Annotated in this window: 12 protein-coding genes and 1 tRNA gene; 7 read left to right on the forward strand and 6 right to left on the reverse strand. The window is 64.2% G+C overall.

Annotated features, from left to right (window positions below; translation table 11 throughout):
* The first annotated feature begins 1 nt into the window (after position 1).
* On the forward strand, positions 2–1,141 hold the full coding sequence (dnaJ, locus tag EWH12_RS04860; protein ID WP_066604429.1) for a molecular chaperone DnaJ: 1,140 nt from the start codon (positions 2–4) through the stop codon (positions 1,139–1,141).
* A gap of 97 nt (positions 1,142–1,238) precedes the next feature.
* Here dnaJ and EWH12_RS04865 read toward each other — a convergent pair whose 3' ends face one another.
* On the reverse strand, positions 1,239–2,534 hold the full coding sequence (locus EWH12_RS04865; RefSeq protein WP_129925890.1) for an amino acid permease: 1,296 nt from the start codon (positions 2,532–2,534) through the stop codon (positions 1,239–1,241).
* A 256-nt stretch (positions 2,535–2,790) separates the two neighbouring features.
* Here EWH12_RS04865 and EWH12_RS22875 point away from each other — a divergent pair, with 256 nt between their 5' ends.
* Positions 2,791–2,922, forward strand: coding sequence for a hypothetical protein (locus EWH12_RS22875; protein WP_269076438.1), 132 nt, complete (start codon positions 2,791–2,793; stop codon positions 2,920–2,922).
* A gap of 57 nt (positions 2,923–2,979) precedes the next feature.
* Here EWH12_RS22875 and EWH12_RS04870 read toward each other — a convergent pair whose 3' ends face one another.
* Together EWH12_RS04870 and EWH12_RS04875 are read right to left on the reverse strand one after the other, a co-directional pair.
* Positions 2,980–4,782 (reverse strand): acyl-CoA dehydrogenase C-terminal domain-containing protein, encoded by a 1,803-nt coding sequence (locus tag EWH12_RS04870; protein WP_129925891.1) that lies wholly within the window; start codon positions 4,780–4,782, stop codon positions 2,980–2,982.
* A gap of 43 nt (positions 4,783–4,825) precedes the next feature.
* Entirely contained in the window at positions 4,826–5,236 is a 411-nt protein-coding gene (locus EWH12_RS04875; RefSeq protein ID WP_066604422.1) for a MerR family transcriptional regulator, read from the reverse strand.
* A 106-nt stretch (positions 5,237–5,342) separates the two neighbouring features.
* Between EWH12_RS04875 and EWH12_RS04880 the strand changes: the two genes are divergently transcribed.
* The 5 genes from EWH12_RS04880 (at position 5,343) to EWH12_RS04900 (ending at position 11,245) form a co-directional block, all read left to right on the forward strand.
* A complete protein-coding gene (locus EWH12_RS04880; RefSeq protein WP_129925892.1) occupies positions 5,343–5,750 on the forward strand; it encodes a DUF2946 family protein in 408 nt (135 codons plus the stop codon).
* A 173-nt stretch (positions 5,751–5,923) separates the two neighbouring features.
* Positions 5,924–7,960 carry a TonB-dependent receptor family protein gene (locus EWH12_RS04885; RefSeq protein ID WP_129925893.1) on the forward strand — a complete coding sequence of 679 codons (2,037 nt, stop codon included), beginning with the start codon at positions 5,924–5,926 and terminating at the stop codon, positions 7,958–7,960.
* A 14-nt stretch (positions 7,961–7,974) separates the two neighbouring features.
* Positions 7,975–9,246 carry a PepSY-associated TM helix domain-containing protein gene (locus tag EWH12_RS04890; RefSeq protein ID WP_242495955.1) on the forward strand — a complete coding sequence of 424 codons (1,272 nt, stop codon included), beginning with the start codon at positions 7,975–7,977 and terminating at the stop codon, positions 9,244–9,246.
* Positions 9,247–9,288: 42 nt separating this feature from the next.
* Positions 9,289–10,905, forward strand: coding sequence for an NAD(P)/FAD-dependent oxidoreductase (locus EWH12_RS04895; RefSeq protein WP_129925894.1), 1,617 nt, complete (start codon positions 9,289–9,291; stop codon positions 10,903–10,905).
* Positions 10,906–10,930: 25 nt separating this feature from the next.
* Positions 10,931–11,245 (forward strand): hypothetical protein, encoded by a 315-nt coding sequence (locus EWH12_RS04900; RefSeq protein WP_242495956.1) that lies wholly within the window; start codon positions 10,931–10,933, stop codon positions 11,243–11,245.
* A 107-nt stretch (positions 11,246–11,352) separates the two neighbouring features.
* Here EWH12_RS04900 and EWH12_RS04905 read toward each other — a convergent pair.
* The 3 genes from EWH12_RS04905 to rpoB form a co-directional block, all read right to left on the reverse strand.
* Positions 11,353–11,426 (reverse strand) — tRNA-Gln (locus EWH12_RS04905).
* Positions 11,427–11,668: 242 nt separating this feature from the next.
* Positions 11,669–15,955, reverse strand: coding sequence for a DNA-directed RNA polymerase subunit beta' (rpoC, locus tag EWH12_RS04910; RefSeq protein WP_066604414.1), 4,287 nt, complete (start codon positions 15,953–15,955; stop codon positions 11,669–11,671).
* 84 nt (positions 15,956–16,039) lie between these two features.
* A complete protein-coding gene (rpoB, locus tag EWH12_RS04915; protein ID WP_129925895.1) occupies positions 16,040–20,203 on the reverse strand; it encodes a DNA-directed RNA polymerase subunit beta in 4,164 nt (1,387 codons plus the stop codon).
* Positions 20,204–20,392 lie beyond the last annotated feature (189 nt).

Genomic DNA, 20,392 nt, shown 5'->3' on the forward strand with positions numbered 1-20,392 from the left:
TATGACGACCGAAGTTGATTATTACGAGTTGCTCGAAATCGAGCGCACGGCTGACGGAGGCGCCATCAAAAGCGCCTATCGCAAAATGGCGATGAAATATCACCCGGACAAGACCGGGGGATGCACCGACAGCGAAGCGAAGTTCAAGGCCGTGTCGGCGGCTTACGACTGCCTGAAAGATCCGCAAAAGCGCGCGGCCTATGACCGGTTCGGCCATGCGGCCTACACCCAGCAACAGCAGGGCGGCGGCGGCGGTTTTCACGGCGGCGGCGCAGGCGGCTTTTCCGACTTGGGCGATATTTTCGAAACCATTTTCGGCCAGTCCGGCTTTGGCGGGCAGGGTGGCGGGCGTCAGGCCAATCGTCGCGGCGCGGACCTGCGCTACGACATGGAGATCACGCTGGACGAAGCCTATCATGGCAAGAAGACAGAGATCGAGATCGAGGTGTCCACGGCCTGCGATAGTTGCGAGGGATCGGGCGCGCAGCCCGGCACCGGGGTCAAGAGCTGCGGCACGTGCAAGGGCCATGGCCAGGTCCGCGCGCAGCAGGGCTTTTTCGTGGTCGAACGCACCTGTCCGTCCTGCCATGGCGCAGGTCAGGTGATCGAAAGCCCGTGCCGCTCCTGCCGGGGCGAAGGCCGGGTGGACAAGCCCAAGAGTCTGTCGGTCAATATCCCGGCCGGTGTTGACGAAGGCACGCGCATTCGCCTGTCGGGCGAGGGCGAGGCTGGCGCGCGCGGCGCACCGGCGGGTGACCTCTATATCTTCCTGCATGTGAAGCGGCACGGCCTGTTCGAACGCGACGGCACGACGTTGTTCTGTCGCGCGCCGGTCAGCTTCACGACGGCGGCGCTGGGGGGATCGATTGAAGTGCCGGGCCTGGACGGCCTGCGGCATGAGATCAAGATTCCCAGCGGCATTCAGTCGGGCAAGCAGATTCGCCAGCGTGGCGGCGGTATGCCGGTGCTGAACGGCCGGGGTCAGGGCGATCTGGTCGTCCAGATCGACGTCGAGACGCCGACCCGCCTGACCGCGAAGCAGAAGGAACTGCTTGAAGCCTTCCGCGAGACCGAAACCGGCGAGGAATGTCCGCAGGTCAGCGGCTTCTTCTCCAAACTCAAGGATTTGTGGGCGGATTGATCCTTAAAAAAGATGCCGTTCGATTCGAGTAGCCTTCGAGCCTGTCGAGAAGGCGTATCGAGAATGGGTCTCGACAAGCGCGAACCGAACGGATGTCTTACAAGGACCGTCGCTCCCGCCGCGCCCACCAGTAGAAGGGCAGGCCGGCCGCCATCAGCAAGACGCTCGACCCGCTGGCCGCCAGTCCCGCGCCCCACAGCGTCCAGAGCGCATAGCCAAGCCCGATGACCGCCGCCGGCGCCACCAGCCGGAAACGCAGGCTCGCCAACGCGCACCCGACATAGAGCCACAAGGTCGCCGATGTCGCCAGCAGCGCCATCGCCGTGAACAGCGCCACCAGCCCCTGCAAACTATTGGCGACCAGCAACAGGCTGGCCAATGTCGTGGACAGGATCAACCCGCGCACCGGCGTCCCTTTGGCGTCGGTGCCAGCCAGCCAGCGCGGCAATTCGCCCGCCCGCGCCATCGCCAAAGGGACTTCGCCCTGAAGCAAAGTCCAGCCATTGAGCGCGCCCAGGCAACTGACGACCACGAAGATCGCGATGTAGCGCGCTGGTCCCGCCGACCAATAATGGCTGACGAACGCGGCGAAGGGCGACCCGGTCTGCGTTTCCGCCGCTGGCAGCGTGAGCGCGATGCCTGAACAGACCAGCAGGTATATCAGCCCCGTCCCCGCCGTGCCGATCAATGTCGCGCGCGGGATGGTGCGCGCAGGATCGCGCACCTTGTCGGCTGCGACGCTGGCGGATTCGAACCCCAGCAACGCCCACAGGGTCAACGCCGCCGACGCGGTGATCCCCGCGCCGGTCAGGCCTTGCGCGGGAAAAGGCGCGACCTGCGCCTCGCCGCTGGAGAGGATCAGCACCAGCAACACCATGACGACGATGATGGGGATCAGCTTGACGCAGGTGGTGGCGATCTGCGTCATGCCCGCCGCCCGCGCGCCGATCAGGTTGATGCCGGTCATCGCCCAGAGGAAGGCGATCGAGCAGATTGCGCCCATACCCGGCGCAGCGAGCGCAGGCAGCACGCTGCTCAGGTTCGCGGTCGCCGCCACCGCGATGGTGACGTTGGTGATGATGATCGACACCCAGTAGATCCAGCCGATCGCAAAGCCCGCCAGCGGGCCATAGGCGCGCGCGATCATCTGCGATGCATTGGCGTCGGGCATGGCGACGGTCATCCGGGCGATGACGAAGGCCAGCACCAGCGACCCAGCGATGGTGAAGACCCACCCCGCCACCGCATCCCAGCCGAACGGCGCGAGCGCCGCGGGCAGCAGGAACACGCCCGACCCGATCATATTGCCCATGACCAGCGCAATGCAGGCGGCCAGGCCCAGGGTGCGGGCGGAGGAAGGGGGCGAAGGCGCGGCGATGTCGGGGGCTGGCATGGGCGGATGCTAACGGGGGCGGGGGACGATGGCTAGGGTCGGTTGTTGCACGGGGAGGGGAGGATGGGTGGTTTACGGCCATGCCCCCGCCAGCGGGAGTGGGACACGTCCTCGGTCGCTACCAGACCAACCCGCTACGCCGACTTACATTAACTGCAATCGCCTCGACCCGCATTGCATTTGCGAAAGCGCGACCGGAAGCCCAGATGAACCTTGATGTTGCAACGCAGCAAAATCTATCAATCGAGGCTCCACGATGTTTTCCCTGCTGTCGCTTTATTTCGCCTATCGCCGTGACGTCGTCATCGGCGAACGCTATATGGCCGGCCTCGCCAAGGCGCAGACGCCGGTCGAGGACGATGTGACCCCGATCCCGCTCGCAGCCTGACGCAAAAAGGGCGACCGATGGGCCGCCCTTTTTTCGTCTGATACTGGTCGCGCCGGGTCAGGCGGCCAGGAACATGTCTGGATCGAGCGCCATAAGCGCATCGGCGCCGCCCTCAATCTTGCGACGCAGCGACCCTGCATCGGGCATGATCCGTTCCGCATAGAAGCGCGCCGTCACCAGCTTGGCTTCCAGATACTGCGCGTCCCCTTCGCCCGCTTCCAGCAGCGTCACCGCCGCCTTGCTCATGCGCAGCCACATCAGGCCGGTCGCGACGATGCCCATGATGTGCATATAATGATGCGCGCCCGCCCCGGCATGGTCGGGGTTCTTCATCGCATTCTGCATCAGCCACATGGTCGCCGCGCCCAACTGGCCGCTCGCCTTTTCCAGCGCCTCGGCAAAGCTGCTCAGCTTCTCATGCCCCTTCGCGTCGGCCACTTCGTCCGCCACGATCTTCAGGAACGCCTGGAGCGCCCGCCCGCCGTTCATCGGCAGCTTGCGGCCGACCAGGTCCATCGCCTGCACGCCATTGGTGCCTTCGTAAATCTGGGCGATACGGGCGTCGCGGACATACTGTTCCACGCCATTTTCCCAGATATAGCCATGGCCGCCGAACACCTGCTGGCAGGCGACCGCCACGTCGAAGCCCTTGTCGGTGCCATAGCCCTTGATCACCGGGGTCAGCAGGGTGATGAGATCGTCGGCGCTCTGCCGCTCTTCGGGGGTGGCGGCATGGTGCGACAGGTCGACCTGCAATGCGCCCCACAGGATGAAGGCGCGCAATCCTTCGGTGATCGCCTTGGCCTCCATCAGCATCCGGCGCACGTCGGGATGGACGAACAGCGTGTCGGCCTTCTCGTTCGGCTCCTTCGGCCCGGTCAGCGCCCGGCCCTGACGGCGATCCTTCGCATAATGGACCGCATTCTGGAACGCGATCTCCGCCTGGCCCAGCCCCTGCAGGCCCACGCCCAGCCGCGCGGCGTTCATCATGATGAACATCGCGGCCAGGCCCTTATTCTCCTCGCCCACGATCCAGCCGGTCGCGCCGTCATAATTCATGACGCAGGTGGCGTTGCCGTGAATGCCCATCTTATGCTCGATCGACCCGCAGGACACGGCGTTGCGGTCGCCCACTGTCCCGTCGTCATCGACGAACAGCTTGGGCACGACGAACAGCGAAATACCCTTGCTGCCTTCGGGCGCGTCGGGCGTTTTGGCCAGGACCAGGTGGATGATATTTTCCGACAGGTCATGTTCGCCCGCCGAAATGAAGATCTTTGTGCCGGTGATGCTGTAGCTGCCATCGGCCTGTGGTACCGCCTTGGTCTTGATGAGGCCCAGGTCCGTGCCGCAATGCGGTTCGGTCAGGTTCATCGTGCCGGTCCATTCGCCCGACACCATCTTGGGAATATAGCGCTGCTGCAATTCGGCGCTGCCCTTGGCGATCAGCGCCGCGACCGCGCCGGCGGTCAGGCCGTGATACATTTCAAACGCCTGGTTGGCCGACAGCACATATTCGTCCACCGCCGTCGCCAGCACGCTGGGCAGGCCCTGGCCGCCAAATTCCGCCGGGCCGTGGATCGTCGTCCATCCGCCCGCGACGAACTGGTCGAACGCCGCCTTGAAGCCGGTCGGCGTCGTCACGCTGCCGTCCGGATGCCGGGTGCAGCCTTCCTTGTCGCCCACCGCGTTCAGCGGGAACAGCACTTCGGCCGCCATCTTGCCGCCTTCGGTCAGGATCGCCTCGACCAGGTCTGGGGTGGCGTTCTCGAAGCCGGGCAGATTGGCGTAGCGGTCCAGCCCGACCACATGGTCCAGCACGAAACGGGTGTCGCGAACGGGGGCGGCATAGCTGGGCATGATCTTCTCCTGCGATATTTTTATTGAAGGGTAGGGGAGGGAATTAGCGCTGTTCGATGGTCGCGACGAAGGCGTCCAGTTCGGCGATGGCGGCGTCGATATCTTCTTTCTGCCGGGTCAAAAGGTCGATTCGCGCCTTGCATTTGTCCACGGTGACGCGACGCTGGGCCTCATGCTCTTCGTCGGCGTCGTAGAGATCGATCATCTCGCGGATTTCGGTCAGGCTGAAACCGACGCGCTTGCCGCGCAAAATCCAGGCGAGCCGGGCGCGGTCGCGCCGCGAATAGATGCGGGCCAGCCCCTGCCGTTCCGGCGAGATCAGCCCCTCATCCTCATAGAAGCGCAGCGCGCGCGCGGTCACGCCGAACTCTTCGGACAGGTCGGTGATGCTGTAGCTCTGCCGTTCGCTATGGTCGGGCAGTTCGATGCCGGCGATGCTGCTGCGGTTGTTCATGCCGAAAGATGTAATCGAGCTTTACGTTTACGTCAAGGTGAGTGAATGGACAGGTTGGACCTTTTGACCGGATGACAGAACGCCCCGTCGCCGCTAGGGAAGCGCCATGATGGGGGCGATCAGACAATCGGAAAGGGCGCGCGGGCTGTTGGCCGCACTGGCGCTCCTCGTCCTCGCCATCCAGTTGATCGCGCCCGCCGGCTTCATGCCGGTTCGCACCGCAACGGGCGTCGTGGTGACGCTTTGCACCGGGCAGGGTGCGGTCAATGTCGTGGTCCCGCGCGGGGAAGCGCCGGGCAAGCAAGGCCAGCCGGACGATGGCATGACCGGGCAGCAGCATTGCCCCTTCGCCGCCTCGGTCCAGCCGCTCGTGCCGCCGCTCGTCGTCGCCGACCTGTCGCTCCCGGCCTGGCAGATCGCCTTCGGCCCAATCGCCTTCGCGCTCAAGACCGGCGTCATCACCCGCCTCGCCGCGCCGCCGCCGCCCTCATCAGGGCCGCCCACGACTTTCTGAACGCTATCGCCACCTCTCACCGTTCGGGCTGAGCCTGTCGAAGCCCCGTCCTTTTCTTGACGAAAAGCGCGGCTCTCTTCGCGAAGCGCCTGATCAACGGTCCTGAAGTGGCATGACCTGATCGTCGCGCCCGCGCGCCGATCCTGCATTACCCGTTTTCAGAAAGTCGTTCCATGCGTCACATCCACGCCATGCGCAGCCTGCCGCTGTGCGCCCTCATTCTTGCCCTCTCCGCCGCCCCGGCCTTCGCCGACGAAGCCGACCACAGCGCCATCATCGTCACCGCCAGTCCCGCTGTCGAAGCCGCCGCTGCCCGCGTGCAGCGCACCCCCGGTGGCGTCGATGTCGTTGCCGCGGAAGCGTTCGAAAACAAACTCGCCGTCTCCCTGCGCGATGCGCTCGCCTTTTCGCCCGGCGTCTATACGCAGCCGCGTTTCGGGCAGGAGGTGCGGATATCGATCCGCGGGTCGGGCCTGTCGCGCGGCTATCATATGCGCGGGCTGACGCTGTTGCAGGATGGCGTGCCGATCAATAGCGCCGACGATAATGGCGATTTCCAGGAACTGGACCCGCAGGTTTTCCAGCATATCGAGGTCTATCGCGGCGGCAATGCGCTGCGTTACGGCGGGTCGACGCTGGGCGGGGCGATCAATGCGGTGACCCCGACCGGCCGCAATACGCCCGGCGCGGAAGTCCGCATCGACGGCGGCAGCTTCGACACGCTGCGCGGCAAGATCGCCTATGGCTATGCCGACGATCATGGCGACGCCTATGCCGCGCTGACGGCCGACCGCTCCGACAGCGACCGCATCCATGGCGATCGTAAGGCGCTGCGTTTCAACGGCAATATCGGGCTGAGGCTCAGCGACCATATCGAAACCCGCTTCTATGCCAGCGCCCAGACGATCTGCCAGAAACTCGCCGGTGCGCTGAGCGAGAAGAACGCGCTGACCAATCCGGCCAAAGGCAATGTCGTCGGCGATCAGGCCCGCAACATCGATTCGATCCGCTTGCAGAACCGCACCACGGTCGATCTGGCGCACGGCCAACTGGCCTTCGGCGGCTTCTTCAACGCGAAATCGCTCGACCATCCCATCTATCAGGTGATCGACCAGACGTCGCAGGTCTGGGGCGGCTTCGTCAGCCTCGACCTGGTGGGCGATGTGGGCGGTCTGCCGGTGGAACTGACGCTGGGCAGCCAGGCGCGATTCGGCAATGGCACATCGCGGCAATTCGTCAATATTGGCGGCAAGCCCGGCGCGCCCACCGCCTATCAGCGGCCCAGCGCGCAGACCATCAACAGCTATGGCGAGGTGCGCGTCGCGCCTTTGCCGGGCCTGTGGCTGATCGCGGGCGGCCTCCACAGCCATGGCGAGCGCAAGATCGACAATCGCTTCGCCCCCGCGCGCAGCGGTAAGGCCAGTTTCGACAGCTTCGCGCCGAAACTGGGCCTGCTCTATCAACCCGCCGATACCCTGCAATTCTATGCCAATGTCAGCCGCTCGGTCGAAATGCCGGGCTATGCCGAATTGAGCCAGACGCCGGCCGGCGGCGTGCCGGGCTTCACCCCGGTCGGCCTGCAAAAGGCGTGGACGGCGGAGGTCGGCACGCGCGGCGCGATGGGCATCGCCCGATGGGATATCAGCCTCTACCGCGCCGACATAAGGGGGGAGATGCTGCAATATAGCGTGGTGCCGGGCACGATCCCCGCCGCCACTTTCAACGCCGATCGCACCCGGCACCAGGGGTTGGAGGCGGGGCTGGACCTGGCATTCGCGCCTTGGGCGACGCTGCGGCAGGTCTATCAATATAGCGACTTCCGATTCCGCGACGACGCACAGTTCGGCGACAACCGCCTGCCGGTGATCCCGCGCCACGCCTATCGTGCGGAACTCCAGCTAGGCACGGATCGCCTGTCCGTCTCGCCCGTGGTCGAATGGCTGCCGCAGGGCGCCTGGGTCGATTATGCCAATACGAAGCGCGTGGGCGGCTATGCGATGTTGAACCTGGGCGCGCAGGCGCAGCTACGCGATGGCGTGACCCTGTTCCTCGACGCCCGCAACCTGACCGCCCGCCGCGCGATCGGCGATATCAGCGCGCTCGTCCGCTACACGCCGGACAATGCCGCCACCACCGCCGACGAAGGCAGCGCCGCCTTCTATCCCATCGAACGCCGCGCCATTTATGGCGGCGTGCGCGCGCGCTTCTGATGGAGGGCGGAACCATGGCGGGAGGCGCATTCTACCGGGCGATGTGGCGCTGGCATTTCTATGCCGGACTGATCGTGCTCCCTATATTGGCGCTGATGGCAGTGACCGGCGCGCTCTATCTCTACAAGCCGGAGCTGGAGGCGGCGCTCTATCCGGTGCGGATCGCCGCGCCGCCGGATGCGCGGACCCTGCCGCCCTCGCAAATCATTACGATAACGCAACGAATATCGGGCGATCCGGTCACCCAATTGCTGATCCCGGCCGCCCGGACGGAAAGCTGGCGGGTGACGACCAAAGCCGAAAACGGCGATTCAACTGTCCAACTCGTTGACGCATTTGACGGCCATATTCTGGGCGTGATCCACCGCGGCGGCGTCATGAAGACGATCAAGGATCTGCACAGCCTGGCGCTGACCGGCCCGATCGGCAACCGGTTGGTGGAGGTCGTCGCGGGCTGGGCGATCATCTTGTGCGTCACCGGCGTCTATCTGCGCTGGCCCCGCCGCGGGCAGCCCGCATTGGCGTTACGAGGCCGACCGACCGGGCGGCTGTTCTGGCGCGACCTGCATGGCACGCTGGGCTTTCTGTCGGCGGGGATCATCCTGTTCCTCGCGGTGACCGGGATGCCCTGGACCGACATCTGGGGCGGGGGATTGCGCGCCGTCGTCGCCGCCAACGACTGGGGCCGCCCGAAAATGGCGGTCATCCCCTTGACCGCCCCGGCCAGGGACGCGCTCCCCTGGACCCTGCGCGAAGGCGGCGGCGCGGCGGGCGCGCCTGGCGACATTGGCGTCGATGCGGTCGCCCGGATCGCCGCGATGCGCGGGCTGCGTCATGGCTATCAGATCATCCTGCCGTCCCATCCCGGCGCGCCCTATCTGGTCGCGAGCCTGGTGCAACGCGCCGACGACGCCCGCGCCCTCACTATCGACGCGGCCAGCGGCGCGGTTGTGCAGGATATCGACTGGCGCATGTTCGGTCCGGGGGCGAAAGCGGTCGAATGGGGCATCGCCGCCCATCAGGGCCAGCAATATGGCGAGGCCAATCGCCTGCTGATGCTGGCGGGCTGCCTCTGCCTGCTGGCGCTGTGCGTCACCGCGCCGATCCTGTGGTGGAAGCGGCGCAAGCATGGCCGCCTGCACCCGCCGCCCGCCTCCACGCCCGCGACCCGGCGCATGGTCGCGGCGCTGATGCTGGGACTGGGCATATTCTTCCCGCTCACCGGCCTGTCGATGCTGGCCGCTCTGGCGGGGGAATGGCTGGTCGGGCAGGTGCGGATGGCCTGACCGCCATTTCATTTCCGGTCCCGACGCACTATGGGCGATGCCATGATCCGCCTGTCCGGCCTGAAACTGCCCCTCGACCATCCGGCCGAAGCGATGCCCGCCGCCATCTGCGACCGCCTTGGCCTGGACCCGCACGAACTGCGCGGCCACAGCCTGGTGCGGCGCGGCAACGACGCCCGCCGCCGCAGCGCGATTCTGCTGGTCTATACGCTCGATATCGATGTCGTGGACGAAGCCGCCGTGCTGGCCCGCTTCGCCGACGACCATGACGTCCGGCTTACGCCCGACACCAGCTATAAATTCGTCACCCACGCGCCCGACGGCTGGCAGGGTAAGCGCCCGGTCGTTATCGGCGCGGGGCCATGCGGCCTGTTCGCGGGCTTGATCCTGGCGCAAATGGGCTTTCGTCCGATCATCCTTGATCGCGGCAAGGTGGTGCGCGAACGGACCAAGGACACCTGGGGCCTGTGGCGCCGCGCCGAGCTGAACCCGGACAGCAATGTCCAGTTCGGCGAGGGCGGGGCAGGCACCTTCTCTGACGGCAAACTCTATTGCCGGGTGAAAGACCCGCGCTTCCTGGGCCGCAAGGTGCTGGAGGAATTCGTCGCCGCGGGTGCGCCCGACGACATCCTGTGGGAAGCGCATCCCCATATCGGCACCTTCCGCCTTGTCACCATGGTCGAGGCGATGCGGCGGCAGATCGAATCGCTGGGCGGCGAATATCGCTGGCAGCATCGGGTGGATGATCTGGTGCTGGAACGCACCGGCGAGGGCGAACAGCGCTTGCGCGGCCTCGTCCTCCACGATGGCAGCGTGATCGACACCGACCATGTCGTGTTGGCCGTCGGACACAGCGCCCGGCCGACCTTCGAGATGCTGCACGGCCGCGGCGTCCATATCGAGTCCAAGCCTTTTTCGATCGGCGTGCGGATCGAACATCCACAAAGCTGGGTTGATCGCGCCCGCTACGGCCATTGCGCCGGGCATCCCGATCTGGGCGCGGCCTCCTACAGCCTGGCCCATCATTGCGCCAATGGCCGCACCGTCTACAGCTTCTGCATGTGTCCGGGCGGCCGCGTCGTCGCCGCCACGTCGGAAGAAGGGCGCGTCGTCACCAACGGCATGAGCCAATATAGCCGCGCGGAATTCAACGCCAATTCCGGTTTGGTCGTCGGCATCGACCCGGCGCGCGACTATCCCGACGGGCCGCTGGCCGGGATCGACCTGCAACGGCATTGGGAATCGATGGCCTATGTTGCGGGCGGCTCTTGCTACTGGGCGCCGGGGCAGACCGTGGGCGATTTTCTGGCTCGCCGACCCTCGACGCAGCTGGGCGATGTCGTGCCATCCTACAAGCCGGGCGTGACCCCCACCGACCTGGCGCGCTGCCTGCCCGACTATGTGATAGAAGCCTTCCACGAAGCGATGCCCGCCTTCGGCCGCCAGATCGCCCATTACGACCATCCCGATGCGGTGATGACGGGCGTGGAAACGCGCACCTCCTCGCCCATCCGCATCACGCGGGGCAAGGATTTCCAGAGCCTCAACGTGACCGGCCTCTACCCGGCGGGGGAAGGCGCGGGCTATGCCGGCGGCATCCTGTCCGCCGCGATCGATGGCATCAAGGTCGCCGAAGCGGTCGCCTGCACCATGGGATAAATGCATATTAAGGATTCGCGCGGGCATGGCGCTTGACGGACCCGCAAGCTTCCGCAACCTTGTGAAGATGACACCGATCGAACGCGCCGCCCGCGCCCTGTGCGCCCTTGACGGCAAGACCGAAGACACAGCCGTAGAAGGGGGGCTATTGTGGCACGGCTACATGGCTCAGGCCCTCGCCGTGATAGAGGCTCTGCATGAACCCAGCGCGTGGATGAGCGAGGCGGGAGCGGAACTGATACAGAATATCAGCCCGGACGAGCCGTTCTCGGCGCATCAGGCCGACGCCGCCAATGTATGGCGCATCATGATCGGCGCGATGAGGAAGGATATTCCCTAAACGGGCGGCCGCAGATGGAACGCGCACGGACTGCACGGGGCCACGGGCGCGTGCCAATCCCATGCGCGCGCCTGCGACGGCAATGGGTCATCATGATGGGAAAATTCTGGATGCCCGACAAGGACTCGAACCTTGATTGACGGAGTCAGAGTCCGCTCTCTTACCATTAGAGGATCGGGCATCAGCCAAGCGCGTGTCTCGCTTGGGAGGCCGCAAATAAGCGCGGTTCTGGCGATGGTCAAGGGGTTTGTGAAACGGATCGACGCACTTTTTTGCAAGTCGGCTGCCGATTTTTTCCCGTAAAAAGAAAGCCCGCCGGAGCGCGTGAAGCGTCCGGCGGGCATGAGCTTCTCTCCCTTGCGGGAGCGAATGGCATGGGAGCCGCCACCTATATAGGAAGCGCCTCCCATGCTTTCAAAGGGCTTATTCGCCGTCGCTCTTCAGCAGGTAATCGCCCGCGTCCGCGTCGGTGCCGTGGGTTTCGCCTTCAAGAGCGGCCAGCGGATCATTGCCGATCGCCGCTTCTGGACCCTGCGCCAGTTCGGCCGCACGTTCGGCGGCAGCCGACTTGGGTGCGATCAGGTCCACCTGGCTGGACGCGCGCAGCGCGGCCCGCAGCGCCGCGTCACGCGACGAGGCGGCTACGCGCAGGCGGTTCATGCCGGCGCCGGTGCCCGCCGGGATCAGGCGGCCGACAATGACGTTTTCCTTGAGACCGACCAGCGTGTCCTTCTTGCCCTGTACCGCCGCTTCCGTGAGGACGCGGGTGGTTTCTTGGAAGGACGCCGCCGAGATGAACGAGCGGGTCTGGAGCGACGCCTTGGTGATGCCCAGCAGCACCGGCTTGCCCGCGGCGGGCGCGAAGCCCGGCTGGAGCTTGGCGTTGATCTCGTCCATCTCCTCGCGGTCGATCTGCTCGCCCACCAGCAAGGTGGTGTCGCCGGATTCGATGATCTCGACCTTTTGCAGCATCTGACGAACGATCGTTTCGATGTGCTTGTCGTTGATCTTCACACCCTGCAAGCGATAGACTTCCTGGATTTCGGCCACCAGATATTCGGCCAGCGGCTCGATACCCAGCACTTCCAGAATGTCGTGCGGATCGGGCGAACCGCCGATCAGGTTGTCGCCGCGCTTGACGAAATCGCCTTCCTGAACGTCGATCACCTTGCTCTTGGGGATCAGATATTCGACCGGCTCGCCGCCATCTTCCGGATTGATGGCGATCTTACGCTTCGCCTTGTAATCCTTCAGGAACTGGACGCGGCCCGACACCTTGGCAATGATCGCATTGTCCTTGGGCTTGCGGGCTTCGAACAGTTCGGCGACGCGCGGCAGACCACCGGTGATGTCGCGGGTCTTGGCCGCTTCACGGCTGACACGCGCCAGCACGTCACCGGCCTGCACCTGGGCGCCATCATCGACCGACAGGGTCGCCCCCACCGCCAGCATGTAGCGAGCGGCTTCGCCGGACTGGTCGTCCAACAGGGTGAGGCGCGGGCGAAGGTCTTCCTTGGTGCGGGCGGCGCCACGATGTTCCGTCACGACGCGCTGGGCGATGCCGGTGGCTTCGTCGGTCTGCTCGGTCAGCGTCTTGCTGTCGATCAGGTCGACATATTTCACGATGCCGGGCTTTTCCGTGATCACCGGCATGGTGAACGGGTCCCATTCGGCGAAACGCTCGCCCTTCTTGATCGCGTCGCCATCCGCAAACAGGATGGTGGCGCCATAAGGCAGACGATGGGTTTCGCGCTCGCGGCCTTCGCTGTCGATGATCGCGATCTCGCCGTTGCGGGCGAGCGACAGGCGACGGCCCTGCTTGTCGGTGATGGTCGGCATGTCGCGCAGTTCGATCGTGCCGTCCGCCATCGATTCCAGGTTTGACGTTTCGTTGAAATTCGCCGCACCGCCGATGTGGAAGGTCCGCATGGTGAGCTGCGTGCCCGGCTCGCCGATGGACTGCGCCGCGATGACGCCGACCGCTTCGCCGATATTCACCGGCGTACCGCGGGCCAGGTCACGGCCGTAGCATTTGCCGCAAACGCCCATCCGGCTTTCGCAGATCAGCGGGCTGCGGATCTTGACCGCCTGGGTGCCGATGGCCTCGATCTTCGCGATCATCGGTTCGTCCAGCAGGGTGCCGATCGGGATGACGACGCTGCCATCCTTGCTGTCGACGATGTCCTGCGCCGTGGTGCGGCCCAGAATGCGCTCGCCCAGCGAGGCGATGACGCTGCCGCCCTGGACGATCGCCTTCATCTCCAGCGCCTTTTCGGTGCCGCAATCTTCCTCGACGATCGTGCAGTCCTGCGACACGTCGACCAGACGGCGGGTCAGGTAACCCGAATTCGCCGTCTTGAGCGCCGTATCCGCCAGGCCCTTGCGCGCGCCGTGGGTCGAGTTGAAATATTCAAGGACGGTCAGGCCTTCCTTGAAGTTCGAGATGATCGGCGTTTCGATGATCTCGCCCGACGGCTTGGCCATCAGGCCGCGCATACCCGCCAGCTGCTTCATCTGGGCCTGCGAACCACGCGCACCGGAATGCGCCATCATGTAGATCGAGTTGATCTGCGCGAGGCGACCGGTTTGCGGATCCTTGGGCTGGGCCTTGATCTCGTCCATCATGGCGTTCGCGACCTGATCGCCGCAACGGCTCCAGGCGTCGATCACCTTGTTGTATTTTTCCTGCTGGGTGATCAGGCCGTCCTGATATTGCTGCTCGTAATCGGCCACCAGCGCCTTGGTTTCGGCGACGGTGCCTTCCTTGCTGTCCGGGATCACCATGTCGTCCTTGCCGAACGAGATGCCGGCCTGGAATGCGTGACGGAAGCCCAGGCTCATGATGGCGTCGGCGAACAGAACCGTGTCCTTCTGGCCGGTATGACGATAGACCTCGTCGATCACGTCGCCCACGTCCTTCTTGGTGAGCAGGCGATTGACGACGTCGAAGGGCACCTTGTGCGACTTGGGCAGGCATTCGCCCAGCAACATACGGCCCGGCGTGGTTTCGTAGCGCTTGAGATAGGCGTTACCCGCCTCGTCGGTCTGCGGCACGCGGCTGATGACCTTGGAATGCAGCGTCACGGATTTGGTGAAGAGGGCCTGATGCACTTCCTGCATGTCCGACAGCAACATGCCTTCGCCCGGCTCGCCTTCGCGTTCCATCGACAGATAATAGATGCCCAGCACCATGTCCTGCGACGGCACGATGATCGGCTTGCCGTTGGCGGGCGACAGGATGTTGTTGGTGGACATCATCAGCACGCGCGCTTCCAGCTGGGCTTCCAGCGAGAGCGGAACGTGGACGGCCATCTGGTCACCGTCGAAGTCGGCGTTGAAGGCCGAACAGACCAGCGGGTGCAGCTGGATCGCCTTGCCCTCGATCAGGACGGGTTCGAACGCCTGGATGCCCAGGCGGTGGAGCGTGGGCGCGCGGTTCAGCATGACCGGATGCTCGCGGATCACCTCGTCCAGGATGTCCCAGACTTCCTTGCGTTCCTTCTCGACCCACTTCTTGGCCTGCTTCAGGGTCATGGACAGACCCTTGGCGTCCAGACGCGCGTAGATGAACGGCTTGAACAGTTCGAGCGCCATCTTCTTGGGCAGGCCACACTGGTGCAGCTTGAGTTCCGGGCCGGTCACGATGACCGAACGACCCGAATAGTCGACGCGCTTGCCGAGCAGGTTCTGACGGAAGCGGCCCTGCTTGCCCTTGAGCATGTCGGACAGCGACTTCAAAGGACGCTTGTTCGCGCCGGTGATGACGCGGCCGCGACGGCCATTGTCGAACAGGGCGTCGACGGCTTCCTGCAACATGCGCTTTTCGTTGCGGACGATGATGTCCGGCGCGCGCAGTTCCATCAGGCGCTTCAGGCGGTTGTTCCGGTTGATGACGCGGCGATAGAGATCGTTCAGATCCGACGTCGCGAAACGACCACCGTCCAGCGGCACAAGCGGACGCAGTTCTGGCGGAATGACCGGGACGACGTCCAGGATCATCCATTCGGGGCGGTTGCCCGATTCCAGGAAGCTTTCGACGACCTTCAGGCGCTTGATGATCTTCTTGGGCTTCAGCTCCGACTTGGTGACGGCCAGCTCGTCCAGCAGGATCTGCTTTTCGCCTTCCAGGTCGAGGTCCATCAGCATCTGCTTGACCGCTTCCGCGCCGATCCCGGCGGAGAAGGCGTCTTCGCCATATTGGTCCTGCGCGTCGAGCAGTTCGTCTTCGTTCAGCAGCTGATATTTGTCGAGCGAGGTCAGGCCCGGCTCGATGACGATATAGCTTTCGAAATACAGAACGCGCTCAAGCTGCTTGAGCTGCATGTCGAGCAGGAGGCCGATGCGCGAGGGCAGCGACTTCAAGAACCAGATATGCGCAACCGGGGCGGCCAGTTCGATATGGCCCATGCGCTCGCGGCGCACCTTGCTCACGGTAACTTCGACACCGCATTTTTCGCAGACGATGCCCTTATACTTCATGCGCTTATATTTGCCGCACAGGCATTCATAATCCTTGATCGGACCGAAGATGCGGGCACAGAACAGGCCGTCACGTTCCGGCTTGAACGTGCGATAGTTGATGGTTTCCGGCTTTTTGATCTCGCCAAAGGACCAGGACCGGATGCGCTCTGGCGAGGCGAGGCCGATCTGGATCTGGTCGAAAGTCTCGGCCTTCTGGACCGGGTTCGCGAAGTTGGTCAGTTCGTTCATTTTTTCAGTCCCTCTAGAGGGTAAAATTCTGGGGTGAAGAAGGGGCAGGGCACTGTCGTCGGGAGACAGCGCCCGAAGCTTCCCTTATTCCGCAGCCAGCGCGACGCCGTCTTCGTCGAGGACCGGGTCCATCGTGGCGAGTTCGACGTTGAGGCCCAGCGAGCGCATTTCCTTGACCAGCACGTTGAAGCTTTCGGGAATGCCGGCCTCGAACGTGTCGTCACCCTTGACGATCGCCTCATAGACCTTGGTGCGGCCGACCACGTCGTCCGACTTCACCGTCAGCATTTCCTGGAGCGTATAGGCCGCGCCATAGGCCTGGAGCGCCCAGACCTCCATTTCACCGAAGCGCTGGCCACCGAACTGCGCCTTGCCACCCAGCGGCTGCTGCGTGACGAGCGAGTACGGCCCAATGGAACGGGCATGGATCTTGTCGTCGACCAAGTGATGCAGCTTGAGCATGTAGATGATGCCCACGGTCACCTTGCGGTCGAACCGATCGCCGGTGCGGCCATCATACAGGTCCGACTGGCCCGACGTGTGCAGGCCTGCCAGCGACAGCATTGCCGACACGTCCGCTTCACGGGCGCCATCGAACACCGGCGTCGCCATCGGGATGCCCCGCTGAAGATGCTCGGCCAGGTCGATGATCTGTTCCGGCGAGCGGCCTTCGATCTGCTCGGCATAGCGCGGACCATAGGAGGTCAGCAGCCGTTCCTTGACCGCGTCGGGCATGTCGCCCGCCGATGGGTTCGGATTGGCCTCACGCCAGTCTTCCAGCGCGTGCTTGAGCTGCTGGCCAAGGCCACGGGCGGCCCAGCCCAGATGCGTTTCGAAGATCTGGCCGACGTTCATGCGCGATGGCACGCCCAGCGGGTTCAGCACGATGTCGACATGGGTGCCATCTTCCAGGAACGGCATGTCCTCCACGGGCAGGATGCGCGAAATGACGCCCTTGTTACCGTGACGGCCGGCCATCTTGTCGCCCGGCTGCAGCTTGCGCTTCACCGCGACGAACACTTTGACCATCTTCAGCACGCCCGGCGGCAGTTCGTCGCCACGCTGCAGCTTGTCGACGCGATCCTCGAACTTGTCGACGATCGACTTCACCGCTTCGTCATACTGGCCCTTGATCGCCTCGATCTGGGCCTGGCGGCCGTCGTCCTCGACGGCGAACTTCCACCATTCGTGACGCTCGACTTCGGCCAGCAGAGCATCGTCGATCACGACGCCCTTCTTGACGCCCTTGGGCGCGGCAGACGCCGTCTGGGTCAGCAGCATTTCGTGCAGGCGGTTGAAGGTCGCCCGGTTGAGAATAGCGCGTTCGTCCTCGCGATCCTTCGCCAGGCGGTCGATTTCCTCCCGCTCGATCGCCATGGCGCGCTCGTCCTTGTCGATGCCGTGACGGTTGAACACGCGGACTTCCACGACCGTCCCGGCGACGCCCGGCGGCAGACGCAGGGACGTGTCGCGCACGTCGCTCGCCTTTTCGCCGAAGATGGCGCGGAGCAGCTTTTCTTCCGGGGTCATCGGCGATTCACCCTTCGGGGTGATCTTGCCGACCAGAATGTCGCCCGGCTCCACTTCCGCGCCGATATAGACGATGCCCGCCTCGTCGAGGTTGCGCAGCGCTTCTTCACCGACATTGGGAATGTCGCGGGTGATGTCCTCCGGCCCCAGCTTGGTGTCGCGGGCCATGACCTCGAACTCCTCGATATGGATCGAGGTGAAGACGTCGTCCTTCACGATCCGTTCGGAGATCAGGATGGAGTCTTCGTAGTTATAGCCGTTCCAGGGCATGAACGCGACGAGCGTGTTCCGGCCCAGCGCCAGTTCGCCGAACTCGGTCGAGGGACCATCGGCGATGACGTCGCCGGCTTCGACCAGATCGCCGACCTGGACCAGCGGACGCTGGTTGATGCAGGTGTCCTGGTTCGACCGCTGGAACTTCTGGAGCGTATAGATATCGACGCCCGACTGGCCGGCTTCGATGTCGCCGGTCGCGCGGATGACGATACGGGTCGCGTCGACCTGATCGACGATGCCCGCCCGCTTGGACGCGACCGCCGCGCCGGAGTCACGGGCGACCGTGCCTTCCATGCCGGTGCCCACAAACGGGGCTTCGGCGCGCACCAGCGGCACGGCCTGACGCTGCATGTTCGATCCCATGAGCGCGCGGTTGGCGTCATCATTTTCCAGGAACGGAATGAGCGAAGCCGCCACCGACACCAGCTGCTTGGGGCTGACGTCCATCAGGGTGATGTGGTCGCGCGGCGCCATCAGGAATTCGCCGGCTTCGCGTGAGGAGATCAGATCCTCGACGAAATGGCCGTCGGCATCGACTTCGGCGTTGGCCTGCGCGATCGTGTGCTTGGCTTCTTCCATCGCCGACAGATAGACGACGTCGTCGGTGACCTTATTGTCTACGACCTTGCGGTACGGCGTTTCGATGAAGCCATATTTGTTGACGCGGCTGAATGTGGCCAGCGAGTTGATGAGACCGATATTCGGGCCTTCGGGCGTTTCGATCGGGCAGATACGGCCATAATGCGTCGGATGAACGTCGCGGACTTCGAAGCCTGCGCGCTCGCGGGTCAGACCGCCCGGCCCAAGCGCCGACACGCGGCGCTTGTGGGTGACTTCCGACAGCGGGTTGGTCTGGTCCATGAACTGCGACAGCTGCGACGAGCCGAAGAATTCACGCACGGCGGCCACGGCAGGCTTGGCGTTGATCAGGTCGTTCGGCATCACCGTCGACACGTCGACCGACGACATGCGCTCCTTGACGGCGCGCTCCATGCGCAGCAGCCCGACGCGATACTGGTTTTCCAGCAGTTCGCCGACGGAACGGACGCGACGGTTGCCGAGGTTATCGATATCGTCGATTTCGCCCTTGCCGTCCTTCAGGTTCACCAGTTCCTTGACCACGGCGAGGATGTCCTCGACGCGCAGGGTGGTGACCGTGTCTTCGGCGTCCAGGTCCAGGCGCATGTTGAGCTTCACGCGGCCCACAGCCGACAGGTCGTAGCGCTCCGGATCGAAGAACAGACCGGCGAACAGCGCTTCGGCGGTTTCCTTCGTCGGCGGTTCGCCGGGGCGCATGACGCGATAAATGTCGCTCAGCGCCTGGTCGCGATCCTCGGCCTTGTCGGCTTTCAGCGTGTTACGAATCCAGGGGCCGGTGCCGACATGGTCGATGTCGAGCAGTTCCAGGCGGTCGATGCCCGCCTTGTCCAGCTTTTCGAGATTTTCAGGCGACACTTCGTCGCCCGCCTCGATGTAGATTTCGCCGGTGCTCTCGTTGATGAGGTCATAGGCGCTGTAGCGGCCATAGACTTCCTCGGTCGGGATCAGCAGCGTTTCCAGGCCGTCCTTTTCCGCCTTGTTGGCGGCGCGCGGCGAAATCTTGGTGCCGGCGAGGAAGATCGCTTCACCGGTCTTCGCATCGACGATGTCGAAGGCGGGCTTCAGGCCGCGCCAGGCTTCGGCGAGATAGGGGATCACCCAACCGCCTTCACCGCGGACATAGGTCACCTTGTTGTAGAATTCGCCCAGGATATCTTCCGGCGTCAGGCCCAGCGCGAACAGCAGCGCCGTGACCGGCAGCTTGCGCTTGCGATCGATACGGACGTTGACGATGTCCTTGGCGTCGAATTCGAAGTCGAGCCACGAACCACGATAGGGGATGACGCGCGCGGCGAACAGATATTTGCCCGACGAGTGGGTCTTGCCACGGTCATGGTCGAACAGGACGCCCGGCGAACGATGCATCTGCGACACGATGACGCGCTCGGTGCCGTTGACGATGAAGGTGCCGTTGCCCGTCATCAGGGGCATGTCGCCCATGTAGACGTCCTGCTCCTTGATATCCAGGACCGAACGGGTTTCGGTGTCCTGATCGACTTCGAATACGATCAGGCGCAGGGTAACGCGCATCGGCGCCGCATAGGTGATGCCGCGCTGACGGCATTCCTCGACGTCGTATTTGGGGTCTTCCAGCTCATAATGGACGAAGTCCATTTCGGCGGTGCCGGCGAAATCGCGGATCGGGAACACGCTGCGCAGCGTCTTTTCCAGGCCCGACACATAGCCGATCGACGGGTCGGACCGGAGGAACTGTTCATAGCTCTCCCTCTGGACCTCGATCAGGTTGGGCATCTGCACCACTTCGTGGATGTCGCCGAACACCTTTCTGATGCGCTTCTTCGCGCCGGTGTTGCTGATCGGGGGGAGAGCTCTGGTCGCCATGCGTTGTCCTTGCCTTCATTCGTCGCGTTTTTCCGCATCCCAGCGAAAACTCAGTCCAAGCGCGATGGAATAGGGGGTGATTCGCACCCGCCAATCCACGCAAAAAAGTGCGGGCCGGGACTGTCCGATCCGCACTGTCAGCACTTTGTGACCCGCCAAAATTCGCCCAATTCCGCCAGCTTCGCGCGC

It is taken from the genome of Sphingobium cupriresistens, assembly GCF_004152865.1.
GTDB classification, from domain to species: Bacteria; Pseudomonadota; Alphaproteobacteria; order Sphingomonadales; family Sphingomonadaceae; genus Sphingobium; species Sphingobium cupriresistens.

Bases quoted from the DNA above. Each gene is read 5' to 3' on its own strand.
- EWH12_RS04880 (WP_129925892.1), top strand. From the start codon at position 5,343: ATGATGGGGGCGATCAGACAATCGGAAAGGGCGCGCGGGCTGTTGGCC.
- EWH12_RS04895 (WP_129925894.1), top strand. From the start codon at position 9,289: ATGATCCGCCTGTCCGGCCTGAAACTGCCCCTCGACCATCCGGCCGAA.
- EWH12_RS04870 (WP_129925891.1), bottom strand. From the start codon at position 4,782: ATGCCCAGCTATGCCGCCCCCGTTCGCGACACCCGTTTCGTGCTGGAC.
- EWH12_RS04900 (WP_242495956.1), top strand. From the start codon at position 10,931: ATGGCGCTTGACGGACCCGCAAGCTTCCGCAACCTTGTGAAGATGACA.
- EWH12_RS04890 (WP_242495955.1), top strand. From the start codon at position 7,975: ATGGCGGGAGGCGCATTCTACCGGGCGATGTGGCGCTGGCATTTCTAT.
- EWH12_RS22875 (WP_269076438.1), top strand. From the start codon at position 2,791: ATGTTTTCCCTGCTGTCGCTTTATTTCGCCTATCGCCGTGACGTCGTC.
- EWH12_RS04865 (WP_129925890.1), bottom strand. From the start codon at position 2,534: ATGCCAGCCCCCGACATCGCCGCGCCTTCGCCCCCTTCCTCCGCCCGC.
- EWH12_RS04885 (WP_129925893.1), top strand. From the start codon at position 5,924: ATGCGTCACATCCACGCCATGCGCAGCCTGCCGCTGTGCGCCCTCATT.
- rpoC (WP_066604414.1), bottom strand. From the start codon at position 15,955: ATGAACGAACTGACCAACTTCGCGAACCCGGTCCAGAAGGCCGAGACT.
- rpoB (WP_129925895.1), bottom strand. From the start codon at position 20,203: ATGGCGACCAGAGCTCTCCCCCCGATCAGCAACACCGGCGCGAAGAAG.
- dnaJ (WP_066604429.1), top strand. From the start codon at position 2: ATGACGACCGAAGTTGATTATTACGAGTTGCTCGAAATCGAGCGCACG.
- EWH12_RS04875 (WP_066604422.1), bottom strand. From the start codon at position 5,236: ATGAACAACCGCAGCAGCATCGCCGGCATCGAACTGCCCGACCATAGC.